This window comes from Anabaena sp. CCY 0017 (assembly GCF_963920885.1).
Classification (GTDB): Bacteria; Cyanobacteriota; Cyanobacteriia; order Cyanobacteriales; family Nostocaceae; genus Nodularia.
Genome location: NZ_CAWUDG010000002.1, coordinates 330,787 through 356,641, shown reverse-complemented (window position 1 = coordinate 356,641; position 25,855 = coordinate 330,787). Strand labels below are relative to the sequence as shown.

Genomic DNA, 25,855 nt, shown 5'->3' with positions numbered 1-25,855 from the left:
TTACTTAAAATTCTTTTTTCTTTGGTGAAGTCTCTATTAAGCAACGCCATACCCTGTGTAGGGACGTTTGTATGGAGGATGCAGCCCTAAAACTATATCTTCTTTAGGAATGCCCATGTCTAATAGTTCTTGACCGACATCAATATCAGTTGTGTTCTGTTGAAGCCAGATTTTGCCGTCTTTAATATCAAAGTGCAGGATGGTGTGATATACACGCTTTAACCCTTTCCAACCCACTCGCATGAGTTGGTAATGATCTCGCACTGAGTCAAAAAATAGCTCGTTTTCCACATCTTCTTCTTGGGATTTATACTGACTATGTTTTTCTAAAAGAGTTTGGATGCAGGAACGATAATTTTCTAGCTTCTCCATTGCACAATTTCCTCAAACCTCTAGAAGAACTCGCTCATATTATTAATTTACGAGTTTTCTATACCCTTAAGTTGGGAAATTTTTTCACACTGAGATAATAAAGGACTCGCCAAATCAGGATTTGCTTGGGCAATTTCTTGACATCTAGCTACTAAAGCAATGGCAAAATCAGGGTTGAGTTGTTTTAATAGCTGATCTAAAGGCTGGGGTGATTTGATGTTTTGAGCAATCTCTTGCAACGATTCATCACTCAAATTAGCAGCTTTTAATTCTGGCAAAATTTCTTCCCAAGTCTTCTGAGGATAACTGGCAAGGATCATTTGCACTAAAATCTGATCCATGATGGCTTCTTGCGCCAAAGCAGTTTCCAGATACTCTTGACTTTCAGCCTGTAAGGTGGATAAAGTTTCTGGGGAAGTCAGAGACGTGGATTCATCTAGCTTGGCTTCATAAAATCGACAAGCTGCATATCCTAAAGAATAGATCATTGTGGCATTGGAGCTAGTGGCGATCGCCGCACCGGCAAAAGGCACATTTCGCAGCAAACCTAAACCACCCAATCTTAAAAGGCGACCACCACCCAAACCCAAGCCAAAAATTCCCAAAACTTCACCCTTCCGGGCGGGATCTTTTAAATCTAAACCATAAACCGCAGCAATTTCATAAATCATTTCTGACTGTAATTTAGTGGTTGCAGCCAAATCAATAGCTAACAACGCCGCCGCCACTCCTGGTAAAATGCTACTAACCAGACCAATCCCCCCGGCTTTTCTGGCTTTATCAACCATAATCCTGTGGGCGATTTGACTGGGTGATTCATCAGGATACTTTTGCTTAAGCTTATTTACAGATGCTTCAGCTTTTTCCAAATTGACACTTTCACTAGGGCTAATCAACCAATTCAGATTTAATACCCCAGTTAGTTTTCTCACAAACCAATTTTCGCTGATGTTGCTAACTACATCACCAGTGGTTTGAGTACCTTTTTCAATTAATTTATATGTTTCCTTTGCAGCGACTGCGCCCGCCCCAATGGATGTATCTAAAACTATTTTGCCAGCTTCGGCGGCAGTATGGGTAATTGCTTCTCCTACCTCACCCACAGCCTCGCATACAGATTTATGATCTGAATTATCTGATTTTTTTACCTCTATTTCTGGTTTGGATGTCTCTGTCATTGTTAAGCACCATATTAACAGCCTGTTGTCTCAGTTGTACCGAATATGGCTGGGGCTTACATCCTCCAGAATGAGCAAATTTCAGATGAAATAACCGCCGTTCAGATTTGCATTCATTGATTATAAATCAGCACTCAAAACAGAATTTATGCTGTTTTTCAGCCAATTAGGGACTTCCAAAAAATAAATTATCCAAATAAACTTTCGCGTAACGCATACCACAGACACACAGAGGACACAGAGTTATGAGACTTTGAGAGGTTTTTTGCGTTAGGTGATTGAGTATTTTTTTATTTGGAAATCCCTTAGCTGATGTGTTGAAAAATTATTTTCAATAAATCTCCTTGTATAAAAGGTTTAGCTAAAAAGCCTGAAGCTCTAACCAGCTTTGCTCTAGCTCTATCGAATAGACCTGTTTTACCTGTCACCATAATTACAGGCGTATTTCTAAAAGACGAGTGCTTACGTAACAACGAACATAGTTCATACCCATCTAAATTAGGCATTTCCACGTCTAATAAAATTATGTCCGGTTTGGTACGAACAATTTGCATTAAAGCATTCACGGAATCTGTAAGTGTAGTTACAGAAAATATTTGCTCATCTAGGTAATTTTTAATAGTGGTTAGTACAGTAGGGCTGTCATCAATACAGAGTATTTTGTAGAGTTTTTTATCAGCAGGTGGTGTTGTTCTCTGACCGCTATTATAAATATTATGAATATTGTGAGTTGATGCAGCGTTAGAGTGTGTTGTTTTATGACCTTCACTAACTCTAGGAGATTTTGGTGCAGGTTGCATTTGAGGTAATGGCTGATTTAACCGCACAACAGGCGAAGACTGTGCTGAATAAACGGGTGATGTCTCAGCGTAGTTCTCCCCACGGCTACCCTTGTGATACTGTTCGACTAATAAACGGATATTTAGATGACAGTACTTTGGCATATCATCTAGAAAACTTTCCGGAACAAATTCATAACTTCCTTCTTCTAAATTCAAGAAGGTCTCTAAGACTTCTAGGGCTAATCGCTCTATGAGCATTGCTGCTTGAGCAGGGCTAATGTATTTTTGGCTGACTAGCCAACAAATAGCCAGATAATCCGGATTCGGTATAGCTTGATCTTCAATACCATTTTCAAAAATTGCCTGTAACTGCTCATCGATTCCGTGAGGAAGAGTTGAGATTTGTTGGCTTAAGCTTTTCAGGTTTCGGTAAAGCGGCTCGAACATTCTCTCAGAGTAGCAGGCATAAATCAACTTACCCTCTTCTATATATATTGACCAAGAGCCAGAGGTGCTAAATACTTGTAAACAACCATTAACAGTCTTGCTAGTGATTTTTTTTAAGAGAGATATGGGTTGAAGTTTTTGGAAAAATCTATATCTACTAATGGGAAGTGTCTTCATCGGCACAGATTTGAGATATAAGTAACATCCAATGTCAAAATTGGTGAATCACCGGTTCGGAATTCACAACGAGATTGTTCAAAGTAGTATTCAGCTAAATATAGCTGTCACCTTTGAGTTAGTACAGATACTCTTCACCCCTGACTCCTAAATTGCCAATATCTGTTAAGCTATAGTTCATCGAATGTAAATTCGGCGGACTAAACCCAGTGAAATGATTGGAAAGCAATAAAATAATCGAACTGGTTGCCGAAAAATAGGATTTCAAAAACCAATTTGATGTTTTGTTATGGCGCTAACTTGGCTCATTTAACAGTAACTTAAGTTGTGCATACAGACCATTGGCTCTAGCCCATCAGTAGCAAAATAGTTGCTACTGTCCGTGTTACTTAGAGTAATATTCCATAAAATGAGCATTCCAGCTAAATTTGCTAGAAAATCATGTATTATACTTAACTAAGTAGATATTCAGATTAGTATCTTACACAAGTTTGAGATTGTAGTTTAAGCAAAATTACCGCTTCCACAACAAGAAAGTGAATTTTCACCAAAGGCTGTTAGCTGATCACCAGAACTTCCATGTTGAATCAAATCCTGGTATGAGACCGGGGGGTGGTGCGGGCGATTTTAACGAAGAAGCAGGGGTAGGTAGCAGGGGAAAATCACCCCTTTCTCTTTTGGTGGAGGGTAGCGGAACATGGGTTTGAATCCCCCACTTCTACTAAGTGGTTCCTGTTCAGGTGGAGTCGAATCCCCATCTGAATGATCTCCTTGGCTCCCTAGCCTCTTTTTCCAGCCTCCGCTTTTAGATATGGGGTTTCTGACTGGATCAGTAATGAAAAGTTGTCTAGTGTTGTGTGGTGATAAATAGTCACCCTGCACTATTTTGAATGCCAACACCCCTGATTTACAGCTAAATCTCAGAAATATGGTTCATAGCAACAAAATAGCTCTTTTCCGCTAAATGGTAGATAGCAAATAATTTGCTTACTAGTTTTTAGGTTACTATAATTTTTGCAAAAAAACTCGAAAAAATTGTAAATATCATAATGAATAAGTAAAGAAAACGTGAATAAAAATTAATCGCAATTTTCTATACTTTTTCCCGGAAACTCTACTTTGACAGGATTTACCGTGCTTTCACTGGATTAATAAACTAACAAACAACTAGGATGTTACATCAATATTGATAACACAGAGAAAAGCAGTATTTTCGTTCAGTATTGAATTATATATAACAGTTTGAAAGAAGTTAGAAAATTATTGGATACTGTTTTTAGTCTGATTAGTCCCTTGGTGAACCAGCACAGCAATTCGTTAAAATTAACCAACTTGCAAGCTCTCCGTGCTTTACTGCAAGAAAGAGAAATTAATTCCGAACAATTGTGACCGCATTTAATTTACAAGTTGAAGACACAGGCGATCGCTTCGCCCACACCTCCGGTGAACGCCTAGACCGCTACCTTTCACAAAAATTACCTAATTTATCTCGTTCTCGCATCCAGCAATTAATTGAGCAGGGAAATGTTCATCTGAATGAGCAAATCTGCACAACTAAAAAAATCAATGTCAAAGTAGGCGATCGCATTACCTTAGAAATCCCAGAAGTTCAACCCCTGGAAGTGCAAGCCGAAGATATTCCTCTAGATATTCTCTATGAAGACGACCATATACTGATTCTTAACAAACCTGCTGGTTTAGTCGTCCATCCAGCACCAGGTCATCCTGATGGGACTTTGGTAAATGCTTTGCTGGCTCATTGTCCTAATCTCCCCGGAATTGGTGGTGTCCAGCGTCCGGGAATTGTGCATCGCTTGGATAAAGATACAACAGGGGCGATCGCGATCGCTAAAACTGATATTGCCTATCACAGCCTCCAAGCCCAACTCCAAGCAAAAACCGCAAGACGAGAATACTTAGGTGTAGTTTACGGTGCGCCCAAAACTGAAAATGGCATTATAAACGAACCCATTGGTCGTCATCCCCAAGATCGAAAAAAAATGGCAGTAGTCCCTATAGAAAAAGGCGGACGTAATGCGGTAACTCATTGGCAAATCCTAGAAAGACTAGGAAACCAGACATTAGTCCTCTTTCAATTAGAAACAGGACGCACCCATCAAATTCGTGTCCACAGCGCCAAAATCGGTCATCCCATCGTCGGCGACCCCATTTATAGTTCGGCTCATTCCGTGGGGGTCAAATTAAATGGTCAAGCACTACACGCATGGCGATTGAAATTGCAACATCCAGTTTCTGAGGATTTGATTGAGGTGACAGCTCCCCCTCCGCAAACATTTACAACTTTGCTAGAAATTCTCCGGAGACGAGTTGCTAGTTAAATTTATCAACATATCATCCTTAAGATAGATGCGTCAATTACTAGCGTTGCATACGGATTAAGCAATAAGGGGTAGAGGACAAACAGAAATAGGTGGGATTTTCCTCCTCCCTATTCCCCAATATTTAGATTTGTAAAGTTTTTTGGGCGTTTTTGCGGTAGAAAGATCAGTTAATCAGCATTTTTAGTAACAGATTAGCCCACAATTTTAACATCTTTTAATAAAAACTGCACTGGCTAAAAATACTCATAAAAACCTAATGTCCTCTATTTGCAATACTTCTGGAAAAATTAATAAAACCTAAAACTCAGAAATTTTCCGCCGATTTGTAACAAACATGAAGTAATGTTACTCAATTTCCGGCGTTTTCTCAGGCAAAGTCCTTGTATGTAAAGGATTTGAGGTTGTTCTTATTCGGTCATCTTATTTATTCATAATTTGTAACAAATAAAGGATCTATGGCATTGTATAAACATAAGCTGAAGGGGTTAAATGACAGACAGAAGTCAAACAAGGCATCCATTTAATCAAGTTTGCTGATTTCTCATAAAATTATCCCAGGTTCTCATAATTGCTCTTTCATCTGGTGACAGGGAATTATGAGACTAAGGTGAGAAGCAGTTTGATACCCAGTCTGTTTTTAACCATAAACATTGCCAGTTTTTATTTAGACATCTCACAAATTAGGAGATTAAAGTCCATGACATTAGATGTATTCACCAAGGTAGTTTCTCAAGCTGACTCCAGAGGCGAATTTTTAAGCACCGAGCAACTAGACGCTTTAACCAACGTTGTCAAAGAAGGCAACAAGCGTTTAGATGTTGTTAACCGTATTACCAGCAACGCTTCAGCTATTGTTACCAACGCAGCTCGTTCTTTGTTTGAAGAACAACCCCAATTGATTGCTCCTGGTGGTAACGCTTACACAAACCGTCGTATGGCTGCTTGTTTGCGCGACATGGAAATCATCTTGCGTTACGTTACCTACGCTATTTTGGCTGGTGATGCTAGTGTTCTAGATGATCGCTGCTTGAACGGCTTGCGCGAAACCTACCAAGCTCTAGGAACTCCTGGATCTTCCGTAGCTGTTGGCGTTCAAAAAATGAAAGACGCTGCTGTTGGTCTAGCTAACGATCCTAACGGTATCACCAAGGGTGATTGCAGCCAATTGATGTCTGAAGTAGCTAGCTACTTTGATCGTGCTGCTGCTGCTGTTGCTTAATATCAACTAACAAAGTCCCATACCTAAGAATTTAGGTAATCAGACCAAAAATTTACGAAATACCAAGGAGATTTTAGAAAATGGTTAAAACACCAATTACCGAAGCGATCGCATCTGCTGATACCCAAGGACGTTTTTTAGGTAACACCGAACTGCAAGCAGTTAACGGTCGTTATGTACGTGCTATTGCTAGCATGGAAGCTGCTCGTGCTTTGACCTCCAATGCACAAAAATTGATTGATGGTGCAACCCAAGCTGTTTACCAAAAATTCCCATACACCACCCAAACCCCAGGCCCTCAGTATGCTGCTGACAGCCGTGGTAAGTCCAAGTGCGCTCGTGACGTTGGTCACTACCTACGCATCGTTACCTACAGCTTAGTTGCTGGTGGTACAGGTCCTTTGGATGAGTTCTTGATTGCTGGTTTGTCTGAAATCAACAGCTCCTTTGACTTGTCTCCTAGCTGGTACGTTGAAGCTATCAAATACATGAAAGCTAATCATGGTTTGAGTGGACAAGCTGCAAACGAAGCTGACACCTACTTTAACTACGCTATCAACGCTCTTAGCTAAATAGTATCTTGCCCGGAGCAGGATGCAAGTGTTGGATGAAGTTAATGAACCTTTTGGGGTTCACCAGTCGCTCGTTTTGTCACACAAAAAGACTGTTCTGGCTCATCTAGCAGTTGAATCTCGCTCCGGGCAAACTTTTATTTAGCAGAGAAATAAAAGTTTGAGTAAAATCAGCATTCGGTATAAATCGCCGAAATGCAAATAAATAGGTGAAGAAAAATGGCAATTACAACAGCAGCATCTAGGCTCGGAACCGAACCTTTTAGTGATGCACGTCGAGTTGAACTGCGCCCTAACGCCAGCAAAGATGAAGCAGAGGTTGTAATCCGCGCTGCTTATCGGCAAGTTTTGGGTAACGACTATTTGATGGCATCGGAACGTCTAGTTAGTGCCGAATCACTCCTACGAGATGGCAATTTGTCAGTGCGCGAGTTTGTCCGCAGCATTGCCAAATCAGAACTTTACAAAAACAAGTTTTTTTACAACAGTTTTCAAACTCGGTTGATTGAACTCAACTACAAGCATCTTTTGGGACGCGCACCCTACGATGAAGCGGAAGTTGTTTACCACTTAGATTTGTATCAGAACAAAGGGTACGACGCGGAAATTGATTCTTATATTGATTCTCCAGAGTACCAAAATAACTTCGGCGACAGCATTGTTCCTTATTATCGTGGTTTTGATAATCAATTAGGACAAAAAACTGTCGGCTTTACCAGGATGTTCCGGTTATACCGCGGTTATGCCAATAGCGATCGCACTCAGGTAGAAGGTACTAAATCCCGTTTAGCGCAGGATTTAGCAAGTAATAAATCTTCTTCAATTGTGGGACCATCAGGAAGCAACGATAACTGGAATTATCGTGCTTCAGCAGATGTCGCTCCCAAGAAGAATTTAGGCAATGCTGTGGGTGTAGGCGATCGCGTTTACCGCATCGAAGTTACAGCAATCCGTGGTTCAGGCTATCCCGGTATCAGACGGAGCAGCACAGCATTTATCGTACCTTACGAGCGACTCTCTGACAAGATCCAGCAAATTCATAAGCAGGGTGGCAAAATCGTCAGCATCACGTCAGCTTAAGGTAGCGTTACTCACATAACAGAGGAGATCAGAAGTAATGTTCGGTCAAACCACACTTGGGGCTGGTAGCGTTTCTTCATCTGCAAGCCGAGTATTTCGTTATGAAGTCGTAGGCTTGCGCCAAAATGCAGAAACTGATAGGAACCAATTCGATATTCGTCGCAGTGGTAGTGTGTTCATCACAGTGCCATACAGCCGGATGAACGAAGAAATGCAACGAATTAACCGCTTAGGTGGCAGAATCATCAATATTTCACCATTGAGCGCTGAAGAAAATTAATTTCTTGGCATGAACGAACCCAGTGCGTCAGAATATTCAGCAGAAAATGCGCCCCAGTTGACACCAGAGTTAGCACTCGCCAACCTGCAATCATCAGATTTAAGTCTCCGCTATTACGCAGCTTGGTGGCTGGGCAAATTTCGAGTTAGCCACCCAGATGTTGTAGATGCCTTAATTGCAGCGTTAGAGGATGAAGCCGACAGAACCGAAATGGGAGGTTATCCACTGCGGCGCAATGCAGCCAGAGCATTGGGGAAATTAGGTGATGCCAAAGCTATCCCAGGCTTAATTAAGAGCTTGGAATGCCATGATTTTTATGTGCGCGAAGCAGCAGCCCAGTCTTTGCAAAAGTTGCGGGACAAAACTGCCGCCCCAGCCCTCATAAAAATGCTAGATGGGGGTGTTGCCCAAGCCGTGCAAGTAATGGGTCGCCCCCATCTCACCCAGCCCTATGAAGCGGTAATAGAAGCCTTGGGAGCTATTGGTGCAACTGAGGCTATTTCTTTAATTGCACCGTTTTTAGAGCATGAAATCCCAGGGGTACAGTGTGCCGCCGCTAGAGCAATGTACCAACTAACACAAGACCCCGTTTATGGGGATAGGTTAGTGAAAACGTTGTCTAGTAGCGATCTGAAATTGCGCCGCTTGGTTTTAACAGATTTGGGTGCAATTGGATACATGGCAGCAGCAGAGGCGATCGCGATCGCTCAGGTAGAAAATAGCTTCAAACTCATTGCCCTCAAAGGATTATTAGAGCATCAACTCACCCCAGAGTTAGATGTTTTGTCTGTTTCTGACAATGCTATCCAGGTGATGAATTTGATGGATTCACTTTTGTAATAATTCGTAGTGCCTCTTTCAGAGGAGCTTCGCTAACGTAATTCGTAATTCGTAATTCGTAATAGAGCCTACGGCACGCTAACGCGAACGTAATTCGTAACTACGTACTATGAATTATCAATCATGAATTGGAGCGCAGGATTTGACTGATGAATTAATTCGTGCCGTCGCCCAGGCAGATACACCAGCCAATATGGTAACGGCAGTACAAAACTTGGCAGCAGCAAAAGATGTCGCCGCCATTCCCACATTAATTGCAGTGTTTGGTTATAACAACCCAACCGCAGCAACGGTGGCGGCGGCGGCATTGACTGAAATGGGAGAAATAGCAGTGCCACAATTGCTATCCCAAATAGATGATTATAACTATGGCGCACGGGCTTATTCGATTCGTACTTTAGCAGCGATCGCAGACCCCCGTGCTATAGACGTTTTAATCACAGCCGCAGCTACAGACTTTGCTCCCAGTGTCCGCCGTGCTGCTGCCAAGGGATTGGGAAATTTAAACTGGCATAAGCTCGACTCTGCCGACAGGGAAACAGCGCTGAACAAAGCATTGGAAACCCTGCTGTTTATTTCCCAAGACTCAGAATGGTCAATCCGTTATGCTGCTGTTGTGGGTTTACAAGCCTTGGTGAAAATACCTAATTTACAGCAGCCCATTCAGACGAGATTTGACCAGATGTTAGCCACTGATGACGAAAAAGCAATTCGCGCTCGTGTGCAGCTGGCTGTTTAAATCAGTGAACAGTTATCAGTTATGAGTTATCAAGGCTTGATTTCAGGATTTCAAGCTATTTGGTGTAGTGAGTAACTTTGAATTTCTGCGATCGCTGATTTCTGACTTACATATCATAAAACAAGGAAAAAGTAAATATGTCAATACCATTACTGAATTATTCATTTACCACGCAAAATCAGCGTGTAGAAGGCTACGAAGTACCCAACGAAGATACGCCCACCATGTATCGGTTAGCGGCTGCTACCTCAGATACAGATATTGATGCCATTATCTGGGCAGCATATCGGCAAATTTTTAGCGAACACTTAATCATTGCCAGTAATCGCCAGAAATTTCTCGAATCTCAACTGCGAAATCGGGCAATTAACGTCCGTGATTTTATCCGGGGATTAGGTAAATCTGAAGTTTACCGCACACAAGTAGCAGATATTAACACCAACTACCGCTTAGTTGACATCACCTTAAAACGGTTTGTAGGACGCGCCGCTTACAACAAAGACGAAGAAATTGCTTGGTCGATTGTCATTGGTACAAAAGGATTACATGGTTTCATCGATACCTTGTTAGATAGTGAAGAATATCTGCAAAACTTTGGTGATGACATCGTACCTTTCCAACGCCGTCGCTATAAAGACAGACCCTTTAACTTAGTTAATCCTCGCTACGGTTCATACTGGCGCGATCGCATGATGTTGGAATCTATCGGTGGTCGTTCCTTCTACAACGCCCGCACCACAGGCTTTGCTAGTAAACAAGAGATTCGTCGAATTATTCCCGCCAATTTTATGAGCATGGCCGGGGAAATTCTCGCCCCGGAACTTAACTACCAACGGACAGTAGCTACAGTCACCTCACAAATCAAAGATATCAAAATTCCCGACAACTCCCGCGAAATTGGCACTCCCCAACCAACCATGAAACCTGTAGCTGTGGCTCTACCTTACCGTTACATCCCTGCAAATCCCACAAATTAGGGACTTCCAAATAAAAGAACACTCAACCACTTAACGCAAAAAACCTCTCAAACCCTCTTGACTCTGTGTCCTCTGTGCCTCTGTGGTTCGTTTATTTCTTGAAAGTCCCTTAAGACCTGAGTTAAGTCATCAAACTCAAACAACTGATAACTAATAACCGAAATGACAATCCCTTTACTAGATTACAAACCCAGTTCCCAAAATCAGCGCGTAGCTGGTTACGAAGTACCGAACGAAGATACACCCCGAATTTACCGCATCGAAGACTGTGCTTTTGATAGTGAAGTCCAAGAATTAATTTGGGCAGCTTATCGACAGCTGTTTAGCGAACATGAAATCCTCAAATTCTATCGTCAGACTAACTTAGAATCTCAGATCAAGAATCGAGCCATTACCGTGCGCGACCTGATCCGGGGTTTAGCCAAGTCGGAAGCCTTCCGAAATTTGGTAGTGCAGACCAACTCTAACTATCGGTTAGTAGAAATTGCCCTCAAACGAATTTTAGGTCGTGCGTCTTACAACAAAGACGAAGAAATTGCTTGGTCAATCAAAATAGCCACCCTCGGCTGGAATGGTTTTGTTGACGCTTTAATCAACTCTCAAGAGTATCAAAGCAACTTTGGCGACAATATAGTTCCTTACCAACGGCGACGCTACAAAGATAGACCCTTTAATTTAGTCACACCCCGCTATGGTAACTACTGGCGCGACAAGTTAGAAGATGCGCGTTATAAAGCAGGCGACATCAAGAACTTCATGGAATTAGCCAGTTCTATCGAAATCAAGACACTGAAATTTACACCAGTTAACCTCGCCAGCGTTGAAATTCCCGACATGGCCAGGGATATCAACCCCCAAGGTATTCCGGTTTCCATCAATTCCAGCGCCAATTTCCCCGTGCGCTAAATTACTTCGGAATCAGCTCTACCTATCAACATAATGGGGGAGAATGAGTAAAGCATCAGTGAGGGTTTGAAGATTCAAACCTCCTTGAGTTTTCCGAATCAGCTTTTTGTTCACATTGTTAATAAAAGGAAGAACGCAGTATGTCTCTGCCATTACTTCAATACAAACCCAGCAGTCAAAATCACCGAGTCACGAGCTTTGGTGTAGCTGACCTGAATGAAGATACACCATATATCTACCGCATTGAAGATGTCAGTTCTTACACTGATATCCAGAGCATTATTTGGGCAGCCTATCGCCAAATTTTCAGTGAACATGAAATCCTCAAGTTCAACCGCCAGAAGACTCTGGAATCTCAACTGAAAACTGGTTCCCTATCTGTGCGGGACTTCATCAGAGGTTTAACCAAGTCGGAAGCCTTCTATCGTTTAGTTGTCTCGTCAAACAACAACTACCGTTTAGTAGATATCACCCTCAAGCGGGTATTAGGCCGTGCGTCTTACAACAAAGACGAACAAATTGCTTGGTCAATCGTCATTGCTACTAAAGGTTTTGGCGGCTTCGTTGATGCTTTAGTAGACAGCGAAGAGTACACCCAAAGCTTTGGCGATAATATCGTACCTTACCAGCGCAAACGCATGGAAGGTCGTCCTCACAACTTGGTAACACCTCGTTACGGCGAAGACTTCCGCGAAAAAGTGGGTACAGTCGAAACAGATTGGCGCTTCACTTTGGAGAAGTTCTACACCCGCAAGTTCCAAGAAAAACGCCTCCCCGAAGGCGACCCCCGCAAATATGCGGACATGGCAGCATCTATGAGTGGCAAAGGAAACTACGGTCAAAAGCTTTCTGCATTTGATATTGATTATCTCGATGCAGTTCCTTACCGTGGTGGTAACAGACGCTAGGATTTAAAATCTAACTGTCTCAAATTTTATACTGGGTCTAGTTTTTGCGTTGATGTGACGACGGGTTTGCAGTTTTTCTGTAGCTGGGCGTTACGTTAAGTGGAAATTAGACCCAGTAGCTGTCTTTACTATCCGTTCGACAGTTATAGCAAAGTGCTGAGGTTGGACAGACGCGATAAATCGCCTTCTCTACAGAAAATATATTCGTCAATTATGTTTTGACAAAATACTAGACACGCTAAAGCATTTCAGGTTTCCTGTATAGGAAATCACATAAATTTTTATACTTAAGATACAACCGTAGGGGGAGAATTAGAGATAGCGATCGCCAATAGCCTAGACATAACCAATTCAAAGAGGTTAAGTTATGGCAGTATCAGCAGTTGATATTTCAAGAAGCCTCAGTGGCATAGACTTTCCCGCCAACAAAGAAGATTTAGTCAACCACGCCAGAGAGAAAAAAGCCAACAAAGAGGTAATCAACATCCTCCAACAAATGCCAGATCAGGAATATGGCAACATGGCAGATGTAGAACACGCCTTTGGTCAAGTTAAATAATTCCTGAAGCGTTAGGCAAAACTATAGATTTGCAAAAAGCGATCGCTCTAAAAATGGGGCGATCGCCTCCGGCGGGGCTTTGCCCATCGCTAAACAATTTACAGCTATTTTCAGGTAAATAAAACACACCACGCTTGAACCCCTGTAGAGACGTTATATACAACGTCTCTACACTCATACAACGGCTCTAAAATTGCTACACCAGCAGTGATTGCATCAATGGTCTGTCTTCAGATAACTTACCAGTCCGTAACCACTCACCCAGTTCATCTGGTGCTTGGACTTGGTTGAGACGTTCCCGCAACTTAGCACCTTCAAGAATTTCCTTCTCTAACAATGCCTGTGCCGTCTCCTCTAGCAACTCGCGGTTATAATCCAAAATACTCAAAGCTATGTGATGAGCATTATCCAGAGTCAGCTTCACTTCTTTGTCAATTTCCTCAGCCACCTTGGGGCTAATACTGCGGCGAGGATTACCGTAACCTTCGAGGAACTGCTGTTGTTGAATCTTCTCAAAAGCCACAGGCCCCAACTTTTCGCTCATTCCATAAATAGTAATGGCTCGTTCTGCCAAATCAGTCGCCTTCTGAATATCATCCGCAGCACCAGTGGAAACCTTGCCAAAAACAGTTTCTTCCGCAGAACGTCCACCCAATAAAGTTGCAATGCGGCCGCGAATCTCATCTTCGATCATCAAAAAGCGGTCTTCTTCTGGCATCTGAATTGTATAACCCAAAGCACCCACACCACGGGGGACAACAGAGATTTTTTCCACCTTACCAGCCCCAGGCATTAACGCACCGATGATGGCGTGACCCACTTCGTGATAAGCTACGGTGGTTTTTTCCAGTTCATTCAGCACACGAGAGCGTTTTTCTAACCCAGCCACTAAGCGCTCAATAGCTTCATTAAAATCTGCCATAATTACAGCTTGGCGATTTTGTCGAGCTGCCAATAATGCCGCTTCATTCACCAAATTAGCTAAATCTGCACCAGCAAAACCAGGAGTTCTGGCTGCAATAGTGGACAAATTGACATCGTGAGCTAATTTGACATTTTTAGCATGGACATTGAGAATAGCTTCTCTACCGCTTTTATCAGGACGATCTACCACAACTTGACGGTCAAAACGACCAGGACGACTTAAAGCGGGGTCAATGACTTCTGGACGGTTAGTAGCGGCGATAATGATTACCCCGGTGTTAGCGTCAAAACCATCCATTTCGCTGAGTAACTGGTTGAGAGTTTGTTCGCGTTCATCGTTACCGCCCATCATTGGCCCAGCACCACCACGAGACTTACCCAGTGCGTCTAATTCGTCAATAAAGACAATACAGGGCGCTTGCTGTTTAGCTTGGTCGAACAAATCCCGCACTCGTGAAGCACCTACACCCACGAATAACTCAATAAATTCTGAACCAGAAATACTGAAGAAGGGAACACCAGCTTCACCCGCTACAGCTTTAGCCAGCATGGTTTTACCTGTTCCTGGAGGACCGACTAACAATACACCTTTGGGAATTTTTGCCCCTAGTCTGGTGTATTTACCCGCATTTTTGAGAAAATCGATGATTTCTTCAAGTTCGGCTTTAGCTTCATCCACACCAGCAACGTCACTGAATTGTACACCTGTAATCCCTTCGGAATAGATGCGGGCTTTGCTTTTACCTACAGTTAAAGCCGCAGGGCCACCACCTTGACGATTGATTAAGAAGCCCCAAATACCAAAGAAAATTAACGGCGGGACAACCCAACTCAGTAAAGTAGCAATCCAGGCATTTTCAGATGGGGGTGGTGCTGTAAACTCGACATTATGCTCACGAAGAATTTTGGGCAAATCTAAATCCAGAGCTACTGGCGTAGTGGTAAACACTTGTTCCACCGTTTCGCCTTCAGGAGTTTGGGTTTTGATGGTATATTCAATGCGATCGCTACCCACTACAGCTTGCTCAACTTGATTATTTTGCACCTGAGCAATAAACTCGCTGTACGGAACCTGGGTTTGTCGCTGTCCAAACAAACTCGGAACAACCAAATTCAGCAGTAATAAAAAACTTAACAGAATGAGTAAACTTCCGCCAAACTGTCTGGTTTTTGGCGGTTTATTTGGGTTTTTGTGATTATTATTAGTTTCTACAGGCATGGGATATACCCTCCAAATTCAGTTATCAGTTATGGCAACTGGCAAGGTGGCTAGAACATTGTTGATGGCTGAAAGCCTTAATGTAACTTGGTTTCTACTCAGCACTTAGCTATATCAGTTCCTCGAAGATTACTTTTTTCGCTGAGTCACAAAGCGAATGGTGAGGTGGGTGTTAGTTAAATTAATTGGTCGGGGTTGCAGGTTTACGAGTCGTAAAGTCTCGATGTAAAAATTTGTGTCTGTATAGGTCTATTGTAGAAACTAAAGTCAGTACCCTAATATCGGGTATTCCCCAAAGAAAAATGTGTATTGCCGAACTGTATGCAAAATAATCTCGGATTTGTAGTTAAATTACTTGTGCTTTCGGGTTTGTTATCTGTATTGATTAAGTATGCAGGACCGAATTTACCCATCGCCGCCACAAATATTAATGCGTTAATTATAGTTTTGTTACCGATTGTAATCATCGCGATCGCTTTATTGTGGCGATTTCAAGCAGCACCGAAAAATAATTAGTATAAATTGCTAAAATCAGCTAACCTAATCTCAATTACCCAACTGGGGGCAGTCTGTGAACCTTGGTCAATGGATTGGCTTAATTGCCATAGTTCTGTCTTTATATATCTTATGGCAAATACGGCAGGTATTGTTGCTGATCTTTGCCGCAGTTGTATTGGCTGCTACCTTAAATCGGCTAGCGAAACGGATTCAACGCTTCGGATTGAAACGTGGTTTCGCTGTGGTCTTGTCGGTGCTGCTTTTCTTCGCGGGTGTAGCGTGTTTTTTCTGGCTGATTGTGCCACCTTTTGTACAGCAGTTTCAAGAACTAACTTATCGGGTTCCTCAAGGATTTGCTCGTTTTAATGTTTGGGTACAACAACTAGAAACTCTGATTCCTGACCAATTAGTTCCTTATATCCCTGATTTAAATAATCTGATTGCACAGGCACAACCCTTTTTGAATCAGATATTAGGCAACTCTTTCGCTTTTGTATCTGGCTCGTTAGAAGTCCTACTCAAGATGTTATTAGTCTTAGTATTAACAGGAATGTTCTTAGCCGAGCCTCAAGCCTATCGCCGATTATTTATTCGCCTATTTCCCTCATTTTATCGCTCAAGAATTAATGGCATTTTAGATCAATGTGAACTTTCATTGAAGGGATGGATCGCAGGTGCTTTTATTGCTATGAGTTTCGTGGGCATATCCAGTGTGATTGGCTTATCATTTTTGGGAGTAAAAGCAGCCCTAGCTTTAGGAGTTCTAGCCGGATTTCTCAACGTAATTCCTAATTTAGGCCCCACATTAAGCCTGATACCCGCAATGGCGATCGCTTTATTGGATAATCCCTGGAAACCTTTGCTGGTGTTGGTTTTATACTTTGTCATTCAACAGATTGATGCCAACTTAGTTACTCCCACAGTCATGGCACATCGAGTTGATTTACTACCAGCAGTTACCTTAATTTCCCAACTATTTTTCGTGACTTTCTTTGGGTTTTTAGGACTATTTTTAGCATTACCCTTAACTGTCGTTGCTAAGATTTGGCTGCAAGAAGTATTGATTAAAGATGTTCTTGATGAATGGGGTCATAGTCCCCAGAAAGAAACTGAGTTAGTTATAATTTCTCAAGCATCCATTTCAGATATTGATTGGCAGACAGAAAAGCCAGATAGCGATTCAGAACCTAAAATGGATGATGTCTTACCACAACAAGAATAATTCTCTTGACTTGGTGAATTTAATAGCCCCCTCCTCGCTTGCGGGGAGGGGGTTGGGGTTCTTGTATTTCACTTAACTGATAACCGCTATACAATCAAAAATGTGGTTCATTGCTCCAAAATCGCTGTAAAATGAATCTTCTTCACCAATCAGATAATATTCCCATTTTATCCTGATTCAAGTCAAGTGAGTAAAGACAATTTTTAGTAATTCTAACCGTGTAAAAGGTTTAGTCAAATATCCAGATGCTCCCACAAATCTCGCTTTTACCTGATCAACAATTCCTTTATTACCTGTGACAAAAATTACCGGAGTATTTTTAAATAATGCATTATTACGAATAATCCGGCACAACTCATAACCGTCAATTCCCGCCATATTCAGATCCAGTAAAATCAAGTCTGGCTTGTGTCGAATAATCGACATCACAGATTTTAGCGGGTCATCAATTGACACAACAACAAAAGTTTCACTCTCTAAAAAACGGCTAATTTCTTTGAGAATTGTCGGACTATCATCTACAGAAATAATTTTATATACTTTTTTATTGGTTATAGTAGCAGCCGTTACTCTTTCCGAACTAGAATCTATGTTATTTGATATTAACCCCGGAATACTTTCTCTTACAGGAGCAGAAATATTTTGGAATTGCTCTCCAGGAATGTCTGCGTAAGACGGAATTGTATTTTTACTCGCTTCTACTGGTATGTCTACTACATTTGTTTCCAGTAATTCTGGTGTATAACTCCAAGATAATAACAAGTTTTCCACATTTCTTGGTAGTTGGTCAAAAGGTGGATCTGGTTCATGTAATATAACTTCGCCTTTGATAATATATGGATATAGTGTTTGAGCTAGTTCAATCTCATCTTGATTTATCATCACGGCAAGATGACGGAGGCTGAAACCCTTCATCCAGTTAGTTAGATTTGGCTGGAGGTATGGAAAACCTTGACTGTGGACTATGCTAGTAACCAATAAATAAGGACGTTGATAAGGTGAAGAAATATAAGGCGTTAAAGCCAGCCAATTTTGTAATTGAATTTGGCAACGTTCTATAACTTTTTTTACATCCAATATGCATATCTCTGATATTTCGGGCTGTTCAGCGCTAAATGCAAATTTACCAGTTTTGACTAACAAAAAAGATTCAACTACTTCTATAACTAATTCTTGAATTAGCAATGTTGCTTGTTGAGTATTCAAATGTCCTTCAGTTATCAGCCATTGAATAGCTTGATAATCAGCAGGTTGATGGTTAATACCACTGTCATCTTCAATGAACTGATGATGTAAGTCAGGTTCAAAAATTAAGCGTAATTCGACCCTAATTTCACTAGTAAGCTGAGGAATTTGATAGCTAAGGCGACGCAGATGGCGTTCTAATCGGTCAAAAGGCTCTACTGAATGGGTAGCGTAGATTATTCTTCCCTGTTTCAAGTAAATTGACCAAGTGACTAAGTTACTAAAAACTTGTAAACAAGTAGTATCATCACAACTAGATAAGTGTCTTAACAAACTTTGGGGACGCAGCCTTGCTAAAGTGCCAAAATTATGCATATTTTGGATAATTTAGATAAAGATTATACAGAAGATAGCGAAAATTGGACTCTCATTATGCAAAATATTGTAATATTTAATATTTCTTTAAAATAAATGTATTTACTGGGGATTTAATTATATAATGAAACCTAAATTTTTTATACCTCAAGAATTCTATTTTGTAATATTTACCTTTAGGAATGTTTTTAGAGAACTTTTATGGCAAATTTATCTGTTTACGCCCATCTAACTTTATGCTAGCAATAATAATTTTGCCTATGTGAAAAAACTAATTTTTAACATTAAGAGTTTCTGAAAAAAAATAATTCACTATCGACTAGGCATAACTATATAACTGGAAGCAAAAACACTGAAAGCCTTACCAATAAGCAATAGCAAAGGACATAATACGATTTGAATCAGTTATTTTTATCTCTTTATCCCTGCCTATATATACCAATTGTATGTGAGAAAATGCGCTTTATTTACCTACAGCAACCCATCCAAATAGCTCACATCCAAAATCTGCGTAGGCAGGTTGATTAAACGCGGTTTCATTAATAAATGGTATATATAGATAATTTAGTGAAAAGTATCTGTTTCATAAAGATTGCACTAATTACCTCTAAACATTTATGTTTAGTCTTGTAGACTCCGGAAACTGAACTATATACTTTGAAAAAAGGAAAATAAAGCCTTGGACTATAACATAACAAAAAACGTTATGAATGATACCTTAAAACTCGATGAAATAGTTGAATTTGCTGAAAACCCTGAACCACGCTGTCCTTGTGTGCTATTGCTGGACACATCCGGTTCCATGCAAGGAGATCCCATAGAGGCGTTAAATCAGGGCTTGCTGAGTTTGAAGGATGAATTAGTGAAAAATTCCTTGGCAGCTCGAAGGGTGGAAGTGGCGATCATCACTTTTGATAGTAATGTCAATATAGTCCAAGACTTTGTGACAGCCGATCAATTTAACCCACCCATCTTGACTGCACAGGGGTTAACAACGATGGGGGCGGGAATTCATAAAGCATTAGATATGGTGCAAGAGCGTAAATCCTTATATCGTGCCAATGGCATTGCATACTATCGTCCGTGGGTATTCATGATTACAGATGGAGAACCACAGGGTGAATTAGACCATCTCATAGAACAAGCAGCGCAACGCTTGCAAGGAGACGAAGCCAATAAAAGAGTTGCATTCTTCACAGTAGGTGTAGAAAACGCTAACATGATGCGCTTAAATCAATTAGCTGTGCGGACTCCCCTCAAACTTAAAGGACTTAACTTTATTGAGATGTTTGTTTGGTTGTCGGCTAGTATGTCAGCAGTTTCCCATTCCCACGTAGATGAACAGGTAGCACTACCTCCAATTGGCTGGGGAACACTTTAATAGCGTCGTGCGGCTTACACTTACAAAGCTAGCTGCCATCTTAAAAATCTATGAACACAACATCAAAACAGATATCTCATTGGCAAGTAGTGGCTGCATCTGTATGTGGAACAAGCCACATCAGAAATCAGCAACTGTGTCAAGATGCTCATCACTGGCAGTTATTACCCGGTAACGTGTTGGTAACTGCTGCTGCTGATGGTGCAGGTTCTGCCAGCCAGGGAAAAGTAGGCGCAATGGTAGCTGTAGAAACAGCAATAGAAACCCTGGCCATGAAAGAAATTACTCCAGACATCCTGGGAGATGATGCACTTGTACAATCACTATTAAATGAGGCCTTGCTATCTGCCAAAAAAGCGGTAGAGGATGAAGCGGTAGCTTGTAGCAAACAGCCTCAAGATTTAGCAACTACCTTAATTATTATGCTGGCCACACCAGACATGGTAGGAGTTGCACAAATTGGTGATGGTTTAGCAGTAGCCAAGGACCATCAAGGTAACTTACTGGCATTGACAAAACCTGACAATGGCGAATACATCAACCAGACAACTTTTTTAACTTCGCCTGATGCCTTAGATACAGCTCAAATTAAATTATGGCGTGAAACCATAGTTAATGTCGGTGTCCTCACCGATGGACTACAAATGCTGGCTTTAAATATGCTTGTTGGTGAACCTCATAAACCATTCTTTTTCCCCTTATTCGACTTTGTAGAAAATGTTGAAGATCAAACATTAGCAAAAGAGCAGTTAGTGCGGTTTTTAGGTTCCGAACGGATTACCCAACGGACTGATGATGATCTAACACTGATTTTAGCTGGATTTAGGAGTTGTGAGTTCTGAGTTTTGAATAACTTACTTGAAACGTGGCTCGCTTCTCATGATCTTTGTTTCAGCAATGTTGTGGTGATTCTGCGAGATTAGTCTTTTACATAACCCCATTCACCGTAATTTTATCATGCAGGTCTTACGTTGTCTTCCCAAACAAGAAATTATCAACCTCAGCGTTAGTTTGGGGCGTGGCGGTGAAGCTTGTATATATGCAGTGCCGTCCGGTGATGATTTAGTAGCCAAGGTTTATCACAAACCAACAATGGCTCACGCCCAAAAACTCCAGGCGATGCTTGCCAACCCTCCAGAAAATCCTACAGCTAGCTTGGGGCATATTTCCATTGCTTGGCCGCAGGATTTATTGCGGGCGACAGATTCTAGCAATGGCATCATTGGCTTTTTGATGCCCCGTATTTACGGAATGCGCCCCATTATCGATTTTTACAATCCTAGAACCCGCCGCGAACACTGTCCTTTATTCAATTATCAATATCTGCTGCGTACAGCGCGCAACCTAGCAGCAGCTTTTGCCGCTTTGCATAATAGTGGATATTGCGTTGGTGATGTGAATGAGTCAAATATTCTCGTCAGCGATACCGCATTGGTGACTTTGGTAGATACTGACTCTTTCCAAGTATATGATCCTGACCAGAATGTTGTTTATCGCTGTTCAGTGGGTAAACCAGAGTTTACTCCACCAGAACTACAAAATAAAGTTTTTGCTGAACACGATCGCAAAATCACTCATGACTCCTTTGGCTTGGCGGTGTTGATTTTTCAACTCTTAATGGAAGGTACTCACCCCTTTTCAGGTATCTTTCAAGGGGTGTCGGAGCCACCAACCTACGAAGCCCGGATTGCTGCGGGACATTTTACTTACAGTCAAAAACACCAAGTACCTTATCGCCCAACCCCCATTGCACCTGCTTGGGAAGTGCTGCATCCCAAGTTGCAAGACTTATTTTTGCGTTGTTTTGAGGATGGCCACAATGACCCGAATCTGCGCCCCAGCGCCCAAACTTGGCTATCAGTTTTAGCTGAAGCCGAAGATAGCCTGATTACTTGCACTGCTAATCCTCAGCATCGTTACAACAGCCATTTAGATAGTTGTCCTTGGTGTGAACGGGCTTTACGCTTAGGTGGACGTGATCCATTTCCATCACCTAGAGCAGTAGAAAATCGCGAACATCTGCGCCCACGTGTCGTACCAAAAAGGCGTTACAACCAGCGTCCACGTTCTCCACAACCAGTTAGTCCACAGTACCAAGTTAATTATTGGCAGCCAGTAGCTACTTCTAGCTATTCTGCTTATCAACCTCAAAAGAAGACAAAGTTTTATCCTGCTGTTTTGTGTTTACTAGGTCTGGGTGTGTTGGGGTATTTGGACGTAGCAATTAAATTTACTCGTCCTTATGTTTCTCAAAATGCCTTCACTCAACAAACGTTGATGGCTCGTTCCAAACCCCAGGAAGAGACTCTAGCTTTCTCAGATTACTATAAACAAGGTCATGCTGCTTACCAGATTCGAGATTATGAGCAAGCAGTTGCAAAGTTTAGCCAAGCCATAGAACAGGAACCGGAAAATTCTAAAGCTTATGTTAACCGAGGCAATTCCCGCTACAACTTGAGAGATTATGAAGGCGCTCTAGAAGACTATAACCAAGCTTTGAGAATTAACCCTGAAGAAGTTAAGGCTTTTGTCAATCGGGGTAATGCCCGTTATATGCTGGCTGAATATAGCCACGATCCTGACCGAGAATATAATCTCGCGATCGCGGATTTTAATCAAGCTCTGGGAATCAACGATCAAGAAATAGAAGCCTATATTAGAAGAGGTATTGTCCGTTCTCAAATCGCTAAATATAGCGGCGAAGCTGTACAAGATTATCAAAAAGCAATTCTTGATTTCACCCAGGCGATTCGACTTAATGCATCCAGAGCCGAAGCTTATTTTCAACGGGGTGAAGTTCGCTATAAAATGGCACAATTTAGCAGTAACTTTATTCCAGAATATCAACAGGTGATTGCTGATTTTAATCAAGCACTAAAAATAAATGGCAACTTGGCAAAAGTCTACCTCAAACGAGGGATGGTTCGTTATGAACTTACACAATATACTGGTAACGACTCTGATCCAAATAACCTGAAGGCTATTGAAGATTTACGAACAGCTGCCAAACTGTCCTTAGAACAAGAAGATACAGAAAGCTACCAACAAGCACTTAGCAGTATCTGTGTAATCATAGAAAGCCAATGTACTGCTTTATTACAAAGTTCAGCTATGTGGGAATATACAGGAAACAATTAATTACAAATTTGGAAAAATTAAACCTAGGTTTTTGTTAAATCTTTTTCCTTTTCACGGATAAAAACAAGCATGATAAGGGTTAATATGATACTACTCTTATCATGTTAGCTACTTTTCGTATATTTAATTTACTCAATTTTACTCTAAAAATATTCATATATATTTTATATATTAAATACAACCATTTACATCCTCTTCATCAATTTAGTAAAAATAATAGTTATATTATGTACGGGAAGGAAGACATTATCCAGACAATTTTTTCCCTATACGTGCATCCTCTTCATCCTGCAAATTTTAAATAATAATCCATCGGCAAATATCCAAAAAGGTAATTGTATGAAAGCAGTCATTCTGGCTGGAGGACTTGGTACACGCCTCAGTGAAGAAACTAGTATCAGACCTAAGCCAATGGTAGAAATTGGTGGAAACCCAATTCTTTGGCACATTATGAAGACTTATTCTGCACACGGGATTAATGATTTTATCATTTGTTGTGGGTATAAAGGTTACATCATTAAAGAGTATTTTGCTAATTACTTTTTATATATGTCAGATGTAACTTTTGATATGCGCTTTAACCAAATGAATGTGCATTCTGGTTATGCTGAACCCTGGCGCGTGACCTTAGTCAATACGGGCGATTATACCATGACAGGTGGACGCTTAAAGCGCATCAGTGAACATATTGGTAACAACACATTTTGTTTCACTTATGGTGATGGTGTAAGTAACATTAATATCACCGAGTTAATTAAGTTTCATCAAGAACAAAAAACTTTAGCGACACTAAGCGCCGTTCAACCCGCAGGACGTTTTGGTGCAATTTCTCTAGGACAAGAACAAACTAAAATCAACAGCTTTCAAGAAAAACCTGAAGGTGATGGAGCCTGGATTAATGGCGGTTACTTTGTTTTAGAACCAGAAGTAATTAACTTGATTGCTGATGATTCTACAGTTTGGGAGAAAGAACCATTAGAAAAATTGGCACAGATGAATCAGCTATCTGCTTTTAAACATAATGGTTTTTGGCAGCCAATGGATACTTTACGCGATAAAAATCACTTGGAAGAATTATGGAAAAGTGGTAATGCTCCTTGGAAGGTGTGGTAGTTCGTAATTCGTAATTCGTAATTCGTAGTTCGTAATTGCTACCCATGAATGTTAGTTTGAGCCGTGCTGCACTAGGAGAATTTATCTAATGGAATCAAATTTTTGGGCAGGAAAAAAAATTTTTGTTACGGGACATACAGGTTTTAAAGGTAGTTGGATATCTCTGTGGTTGCAAATGTTAGGGGCTGACGTGTGTGGTTATGCTTTAACTCCCCCCACACCTTTGAATCTGTTTGAGTTAGCTAATGTTGCTGATGGTATGAAATCAGTAGTAGGAGATATCAAAGATTTAGATTTTCTCCAAGAAGTGATGCAAACCTATCAGCCTGATATTGTCATTCATTTGGCGGCTCAGGCGTTGGTGCGGGAATCTTACTACAACCCAGTAGATACTTATGCTGTGAATATTATGGGAACAGTCAACGTATTGGAAGCAGTACGGAATGTCCCCAGCGTTAAAGCAGTAGTTTCAGTTACCTCTGATAAGTGTTATGAAAATCGAGAATGGGTTTGGGGCTACCGGGAAACTGATGCAATGGGGGGATATGATCCTTATAGCAGTAGTAAAGGATGTGCAGAATTAGTTACTACAGCTTATCGTCAATCATTTTTCAATCCAGTTGATTACGCGCAACATGGTGTTGCTATAGCTAGCGTTAGAGCGGGAAATGTGATTGGCGGCGGAGATTGGGCTAAAGACCGATTGATTCCTGATATTCTCAACGCTTGGCTTGCAGGGAAAGAAGTTGTGATTAGAAATCCCCAAGCAGTGCGCCCTTGGCAACACGTTCTAGAACCCCTGAATGGTTATTTAATGCTGGCTGAAAAACTCTATACTCAGGGTTCCATTTATTGTGGAGGCTGGAATTTTGGGCCGAATGAGTCAGGAGTAAAAACTGTAGCTTGGGTAGTTGACCAGCTTCAGAAGTTTTGGGGTGGCGATGCTCATTGGATTCAGGATGGTGGTGTTCAACCCCATGAAGCGAATTTATTAACCTTGGATTGTTCTAAAGCTCGGACTCAAATTAACTGGGAACCACAATTAGATTTACCGACAGCATTAGCTTGGATTGTAGATTGGACTAAAGCCTGGCAACAAGGACATGATATGCAGCAAAAGAGCCAATATCAAATCCAGCAGTTTATGCAACTTGCACATTTCTCACAACGAAAAAATTCTCTATTGGAAGTTTAACTTGGGGCAAAAGGTGAGCAGTTAAATAACGAATTTGTATTAGATAATGATAGCATTTTTTATTCTGAGTGAAGATGGAGATATTACCCATTTTCAATAAAATGCAGCTGGTGAAGCCACATATTTGTGTAACTGTTCACCCATACCCAAAGTTCCAAACATTAAACTCAATCTTGTCAAAAAACTTTCCCGAAAGCAGAGTTCAATTTACAAGTTAGCTAAATAGA

25 protein-coding genes are annotated in these 25,855 nt (G+C 41.2%); 19 read left to right on the top strand and 6 right to left on the bottom strand.

The features are described from left to right. Positions 1-36: 36 nt before the first annotated feature. The 3 genes from ACM0OW_RS03800 to ACM0OW_RS03790 form a co-directional block, all read right to left on the bottom strand. The gene (locus ACM0OW_RS03800) at positions 37-372 is read right to left on the bottom strand and encodes a XisI protein (protein WP_414548701.1); all 336 of its coding nucleotides are present in this window, start codon (positions 370-372) and stop codon (positions 37-39) included. 47 nt (positions 373-419) lie between these two features. Further along, positions 420-1,550: a hypothetical protein gene (locus ACM0OW_RS03795; RefSeq protein WP_414548700.1), complete on the bottom strand. Its 1,131-nt coding sequence runs from the start codon at positions 1,548-1,550 to the stop codon at positions 420-422. A gap of 305 nt (positions 1,551-1,855) precedes the next feature. Further along, the gene (locus ACM0OW_RS03790; protein WP_414548699.1) at positions 1,856-2,956 is read right to left on the bottom strand and encodes a response regulator; all 1,101 of its coding nucleotides are present in this window, start codon (positions 2,954-2,956) and stop codon (positions 1,856-1,858) included. A gap of 1,242 nt (positions 2,957-4,198) precedes the next feature. Between ACM0OW_RS03790 and ACM0OW_RS03785 the strand changes: the two genes are divergently transcribed. The 12 genes from ACM0OW_RS03785 to ACM0OW_RS03730 all read left to right on the top strand — a co-directional run bounded on the left by ACM0OW_RS03785 (position 4,199) and on the right by ACM0OW_RS03730 (position 13,378). After that, complete coding sequence (locus tag ACM0OW_RS03785) at positions 4,199-4,345, top strand: hypothetical protein (protein ID WP_414548698.1); 147 nt, start codon at positions 4,199-4,201, stop codon at positions 4,343-4,345. After that, positions 4,342-5,295, top strand: coding sequence for an RluA family pseudouridine synthase (locus ACM0OW_RS03780; protein ID WP_414548697.1), 954 nt, complete (start codon positions 4,342-4,344; stop codon positions 5,293-5,295). Before ACM0OW_RS03785 ends, ACM0OW_RS03780 begins: the two co-directional genes overlap by 4 nt. 700 nt (positions 5,296-5,995) lie before the next feature. Further along, complete coding sequence (locus tag ACM0OW_RS03775; protein WP_063874325.1) at positions 5,996-6,517, top strand: phycocyanin subunit beta; 522 nt, start codon at positions 5,996-5,998, stop codon at positions 6,515-6,517. Between the two features lie 80 nt (positions 6,518-6,597). Continuing rightward, positions 6,598-7,089, top strand: coding sequence for a phycocyanin subunit alpha (cpcA, locus tag ACM0OW_RS03770; protein ID WP_414548696.1), 492 nt, complete (start codon positions 6,598-6,600; stop codon positions 7,087-7,089). Between the two features lie 219 nt (positions 7,090-7,308). Further along, positions 7,309-8,169 carry a phycobilisome rod-core linker polypeptide gene (locus ACM0OW_RS03765; RefSeq protein ID WP_414548695.1) on the top strand — a complete coding sequence of 287 codons (861 nt, stop codon included), beginning with the start codon at positions 7,309-7,311 and terminating at the stop codon, positions 8,167-8,169. A 37-nt stretch (positions 8,170-8,206) separates the two neighbouring features. Then, positions 8,207-8,449, top strand: coding sequence for a phycobilisome linker polypeptide (locus ACM0OW_RS03760; protein WP_414548694.1), 243 nt, complete (start codon positions 8,207-8,209; stop codon positions 8,447-8,449). 9 nt (positions 8,450-8,458) lie between these two features. Further along, complete coding sequence (locus ACM0OW_RS03755; RefSeq protein ID WP_107806527.1) at positions 8,459-9,289, top strand: HEAT repeat domain-containing protein; 831 nt, start codon at positions 8,459-8,461, stop codon at positions 9,287-9,289. Between the two features lie 142 nt (positions 9,290-9,431). Continuing rightward, positions 9,432-10,028, top strand: coding sequence for a HEAT repeat domain-containing protein (locus ACM0OW_RS03750; protein WP_414548693.1), 597 nt, complete (start codon positions 9,432-9,434; stop codon positions 10,026-10,028). Positions 10,029-10,165: 137 nt separating this feature from the next. Beyond that, positions 10,166-11,005, top strand: a complete 840-nt coding sequence (locus tag ACM0OW_RS03745) for a phycobilisome rod-core linker polypeptide (protein WP_414548692.1) — start codon at positions 10,166-10,168, stop codon at positions 11,003-11,005. 162 nt (positions 11,006-11,167) lie between these two features. Further along, a complete protein-coding gene (locus ACM0OW_RS03740) occupies positions 11,168-11,911 on the top strand; it encodes a phycobilisome rod-core linker polypeptide (protein WP_414548691.1) in 744 nt (247 codons plus the stop codon). A gap of 140 nt (positions 11,912-12,051) precedes the next feature. Continuing rightward, positions 12,052-12,819, top strand: coding sequence for a phycobilisome rod-core linker polypeptide (locus tag ACM0OW_RS03735; protein ID WP_414548690.1), 768 nt, complete (start codon positions 12,052-12,054; stop codon positions 12,817-12,819). 367 nt (positions 12,820-13,186) lie between these two features. After that, positions 13,187-13,378 (top strand): DUF2795 domain-containing protein, encoded by a 192-nt coding sequence (locus tag ACM0OW_RS03730; protein ID WP_414548689.1) that lies wholly within the window; start codon positions 13,187-13,189, stop codon positions 13,376-13,378. On the opposite strand, the gene ACM0OW_RS03725 is transcribed toward ACM0OW_RS03730, so the two are convergent. Together ACM0OW_RS03725 and ftsH are read right to left on the bottom strand one after the other, a co-directional pair. After that, positions 13,371-13,556: a hypothetical protein gene (locus ACM0OW_RS03725; protein ID WP_414548688.1), complete on the bottom strand. Its 186-nt coding sequence runs from the start codon at positions 13,554-13,556 to the stop codon at positions 13,371-13,373. The genes ACM0OW_RS03730 and ACM0OW_RS03725 overlap by 8 nt on opposite strands. A gap of 18 nt (positions 13,557-13,574) precedes the next feature. Then, on the bottom strand, positions 13,575-15,521 hold the full coding sequence (gene ftsH, locus ACM0OW_RS03720; protein WP_414548687.1) for an ATP-dependent zinc metalloprotease FtsH: 1,947 nt from the start codon (positions 15,519-15,521) through the stop codon (positions 13,575-13,577). Between the two features lie 321 nt (positions 15,522-15,842). Between ftsH and ACM0OW_RS03715 the strand changes: the two genes are divergently transcribed. Both ACM0OW_RS03715 and ACM0OW_RS03710 read left to right on the top strand, forming a co-directional pair. Further along, a complete protein-coding gene (locus tag ACM0OW_RS03715) occupies positions 15,843-16,037 on the top strand; it encodes a hypothetical protein (RefSeq protein WP_414548686.1) in 195 nt (64 codons plus the stop codon). Between the two features lie 55 nt (positions 16,038-16,092). Next, entirely contained in the window at positions 16,093-17,241 is a 1,149-nt protein-coding gene (locus ACM0OW_RS03710) for an AI-2E family transporter (protein WP_414548685.1), read from the top strand. 177 nt (positions 17,242-17,418) lie between these two features. Here the strand turns inward: ACM0OW_RS03710 and ACM0OW_RS03705 are convergent, their stop codons facing one another. Beyond that, positions 17,419-18,801 carry a response regulator gene (locus tag ACM0OW_RS03705; RefSeq protein WP_414548684.1) on the bottom strand — a complete coding sequence of 461 codons (1,383 nt, stop codon included), beginning with the start codon at positions 18,799-18,801 and terminating at the stop codon, positions 17,419-17,421. Between the two features lie 706 nt (positions 18,802-19,507). Between ACM0OW_RS03705 and ACM0OW_RS03700 the strand changes: the two genes are divergently transcribed. From ACM0OW_RS03700 to rfbG, 5 genes are all read left to right on the top strand, one after another. Next, the gene (locus ACM0OW_RS03700) at positions 19,508-20,182 is read left to right on the top strand and encodes a vWA domain-containing protein (protein ID WP_414548683.1); all 675 of its coding nucleotides are present in this window, start codon (positions 19,508-19,510) and stop codon (positions 20,180-20,182) included. 50 nt (positions 20,183-20,232) lie between these two features. After that, positions 20,233-21,024, top strand: a complete 792-nt coding sequence (locus tag ACM0OW_RS03695) for a PP2C family serine/threonine-protein phosphatase (protein ID WP_414548682.1) — start codon at positions 20,233-20,235, stop codon at positions 21,022-21,024. Between the two features lie 115 nt (positions 21,025-21,139). Continuing rightward, positions 21,140-23,320, top strand: a complete 2,181-nt coding sequence (locus ACM0OW_RS03690) for a tetratricopeptide repeat protein (RefSeq protein WP_414548681.1) — start codon at positions 21,140-21,142, stop codon at positions 23,318-23,320. A gap of 339 nt (positions 23,321-23,659) precedes the next feature. Further along, entirely contained in the window at positions 23,660-24,433 is a 774-nt protein-coding gene (gene rfbF, locus ACM0OW_RS03685; protein WP_414548680.1) for a glucose-1-phosphate cytidylyltransferase, read from the top strand. A gap of 88 nt (positions 24,434-24,521) precedes the next feature. Next, positions 24,522-25,628 carry a CDP-glucose 4,6-dehydratase gene (gene rfbG, locus ACM0OW_RS03680; protein WP_414548679.1) on the top strand — a complete coding sequence of 369 codons (1,107 nt, stop codon included), beginning with the start codon at positions 24,522-24,524 and terminating at the stop codon, positions 25,626-25,628. The last annotated feature ends 227 nt before the right edge of the window (positions 25,629-25,855 follow it).

Excerpts from the sequence above, each read along its gene's own strand:
- ACM0OW_RS03800 (WP_414548701.1), bottom strand. The coding sequence starts at position 372 with ATGGAGAAGCTAGAAAATTATCGTTCCTGCATCCAAACTCTTTTAGAA.
- ACM0OW_RS03795 (WP_414548700.1), bottom strand. The coding sequence starts at position 1,550 with ATGACAGAGACATCCAAACCAGAAATAGAGGTAAAAAAATCAGATAAT.
- ACM0OW_RS03790 (WP_414548699.1), bottom strand. The coding sequence starts at position 2,956 with ATGAAGACACTTCCCATTAGTAGATATAGATTTTTCCAAAAACTTCAA.
- ACM0OW_RS03775 (WP_063874325.1), top strand. The coding sequence starts at position 5,996 with ATGACATTAGATGTATTCACCAAGGTAGTTTCTCAAGCTGACTCCAGA.
- cpcA (WP_414548696.1), top strand. The coding sequence starts at position 6,598 with ATGGTTAAAACACCAATTACCGAAGCGATCGCATCTGCTGATACCCAA.
- ACM0OW_RS03765 (WP_414548695.1), top strand. The coding sequence starts at position 7,309 with ATGGCAATTACAACAGCAGCATCTAGGCTCGGAACCGAACCTTTTAGT.
- ACM0OW_RS03760 (WP_414548694.1), top strand. The coding sequence starts at position 8,207 with ATGTTCGGTCAAACCACACTTGGGGCTGGTAGCGTTTCTTCATCTGCA.
- ACM0OW_RS03755 (WP_107806527.1), top strand. The coding sequence starts at position 8,459 with ATGAACGAACCCAGTGCGTCAGAATATTCAGCAGAAAATGCGCCCCAG.
- ACM0OW_RS03745 (WP_414548692.1), top strand. The coding sequence starts at position 10,166 with ATGTCAATACCATTACTGAATTATTCATTTACCACGCAAAATCAGCGT.
- ACM0OW_RS03740 (WP_414548691.1), top strand. The coding sequence starts at position 11,168 with ATGACAATCCCTTTACTAGATTACAAACCCAGTTCCCAAAATCAGCGC.
- ACM0OW_RS03735 (WP_414548690.1), top strand. The coding sequence starts at position 12,052 with ATGTCTCTGCCATTACTTCAATACAAACCCAGCAGTCAAAATCACCGA.
- ACM0OW_RS03730 (WP_414548689.1), top strand. The coding sequence starts at position 13,187 with ATGGCAGTATCAGCAGTTGATATTTCAAGAAGCCTCAGTGGCATAGAC.
- ACM0OW_RS03725 (WP_414548688.1), bottom strand. The coding sequence starts at position 13,556 with ATGAGTGTAGAGACGTTGTATATAACGTCTCTACAGGGGTTCAAGCGT.
- ftsH (WP_414548687.1), bottom strand. The coding sequence starts at position 15,521 with ATGCCTGTAGAAACTAATAATAATCACAAAAACCCAAATAAACCGCCA.
- ACM0OW_RS03715 (WP_414548686.1), top strand. The coding sequence starts at position 15,843 with ATGCAAAATAATCTCGGATTTGTAGTTAAATTACTTGTGCTTTCGGGT.
- ACM0OW_RS03705 (WP_414548684.1), bottom strand. The coding sequence starts at position 18,801 with ATGCATAATTTTGGCACTTTAGCAAGGCTGCGTCCCCAAAGTTTGTTA.
- ACM0OW_RS03700 (WP_414548683.1), top strand. The coding sequence starts at position 19,508 with ATGAATGATACCTTAAAACTCGATGAAATAGTTGAATTTGCTGAAAAC.
- ACM0OW_RS03695 (WP_414548682.1), top strand. The coding sequence starts at position 20,233 with ATGAACACAACATCAAAACAGATATCTCATTGGCAAGTAGTGGCTGCA.
- ACM0OW_RS03690 (WP_414548681.1), top strand. The coding sequence starts at position 21,140 with ATGCAGGTCTTACGTTGTCTTCCCAAACAAGAAATTATCAACCTCAGC.
- rfbF (WP_414548680.1), top strand. The coding sequence starts at position 23,660 with ATGAAAGCAGTCATTCTGGCTGGAGGACTTGGTACACGCCTCAGTGAA.
- rfbG (WP_414548679.1), top strand. The coding sequence starts at position 24,522 with ATGGAATCAAATTTTTGGGCAGGAAAAAAAATTTTTGTTACGGGACAT.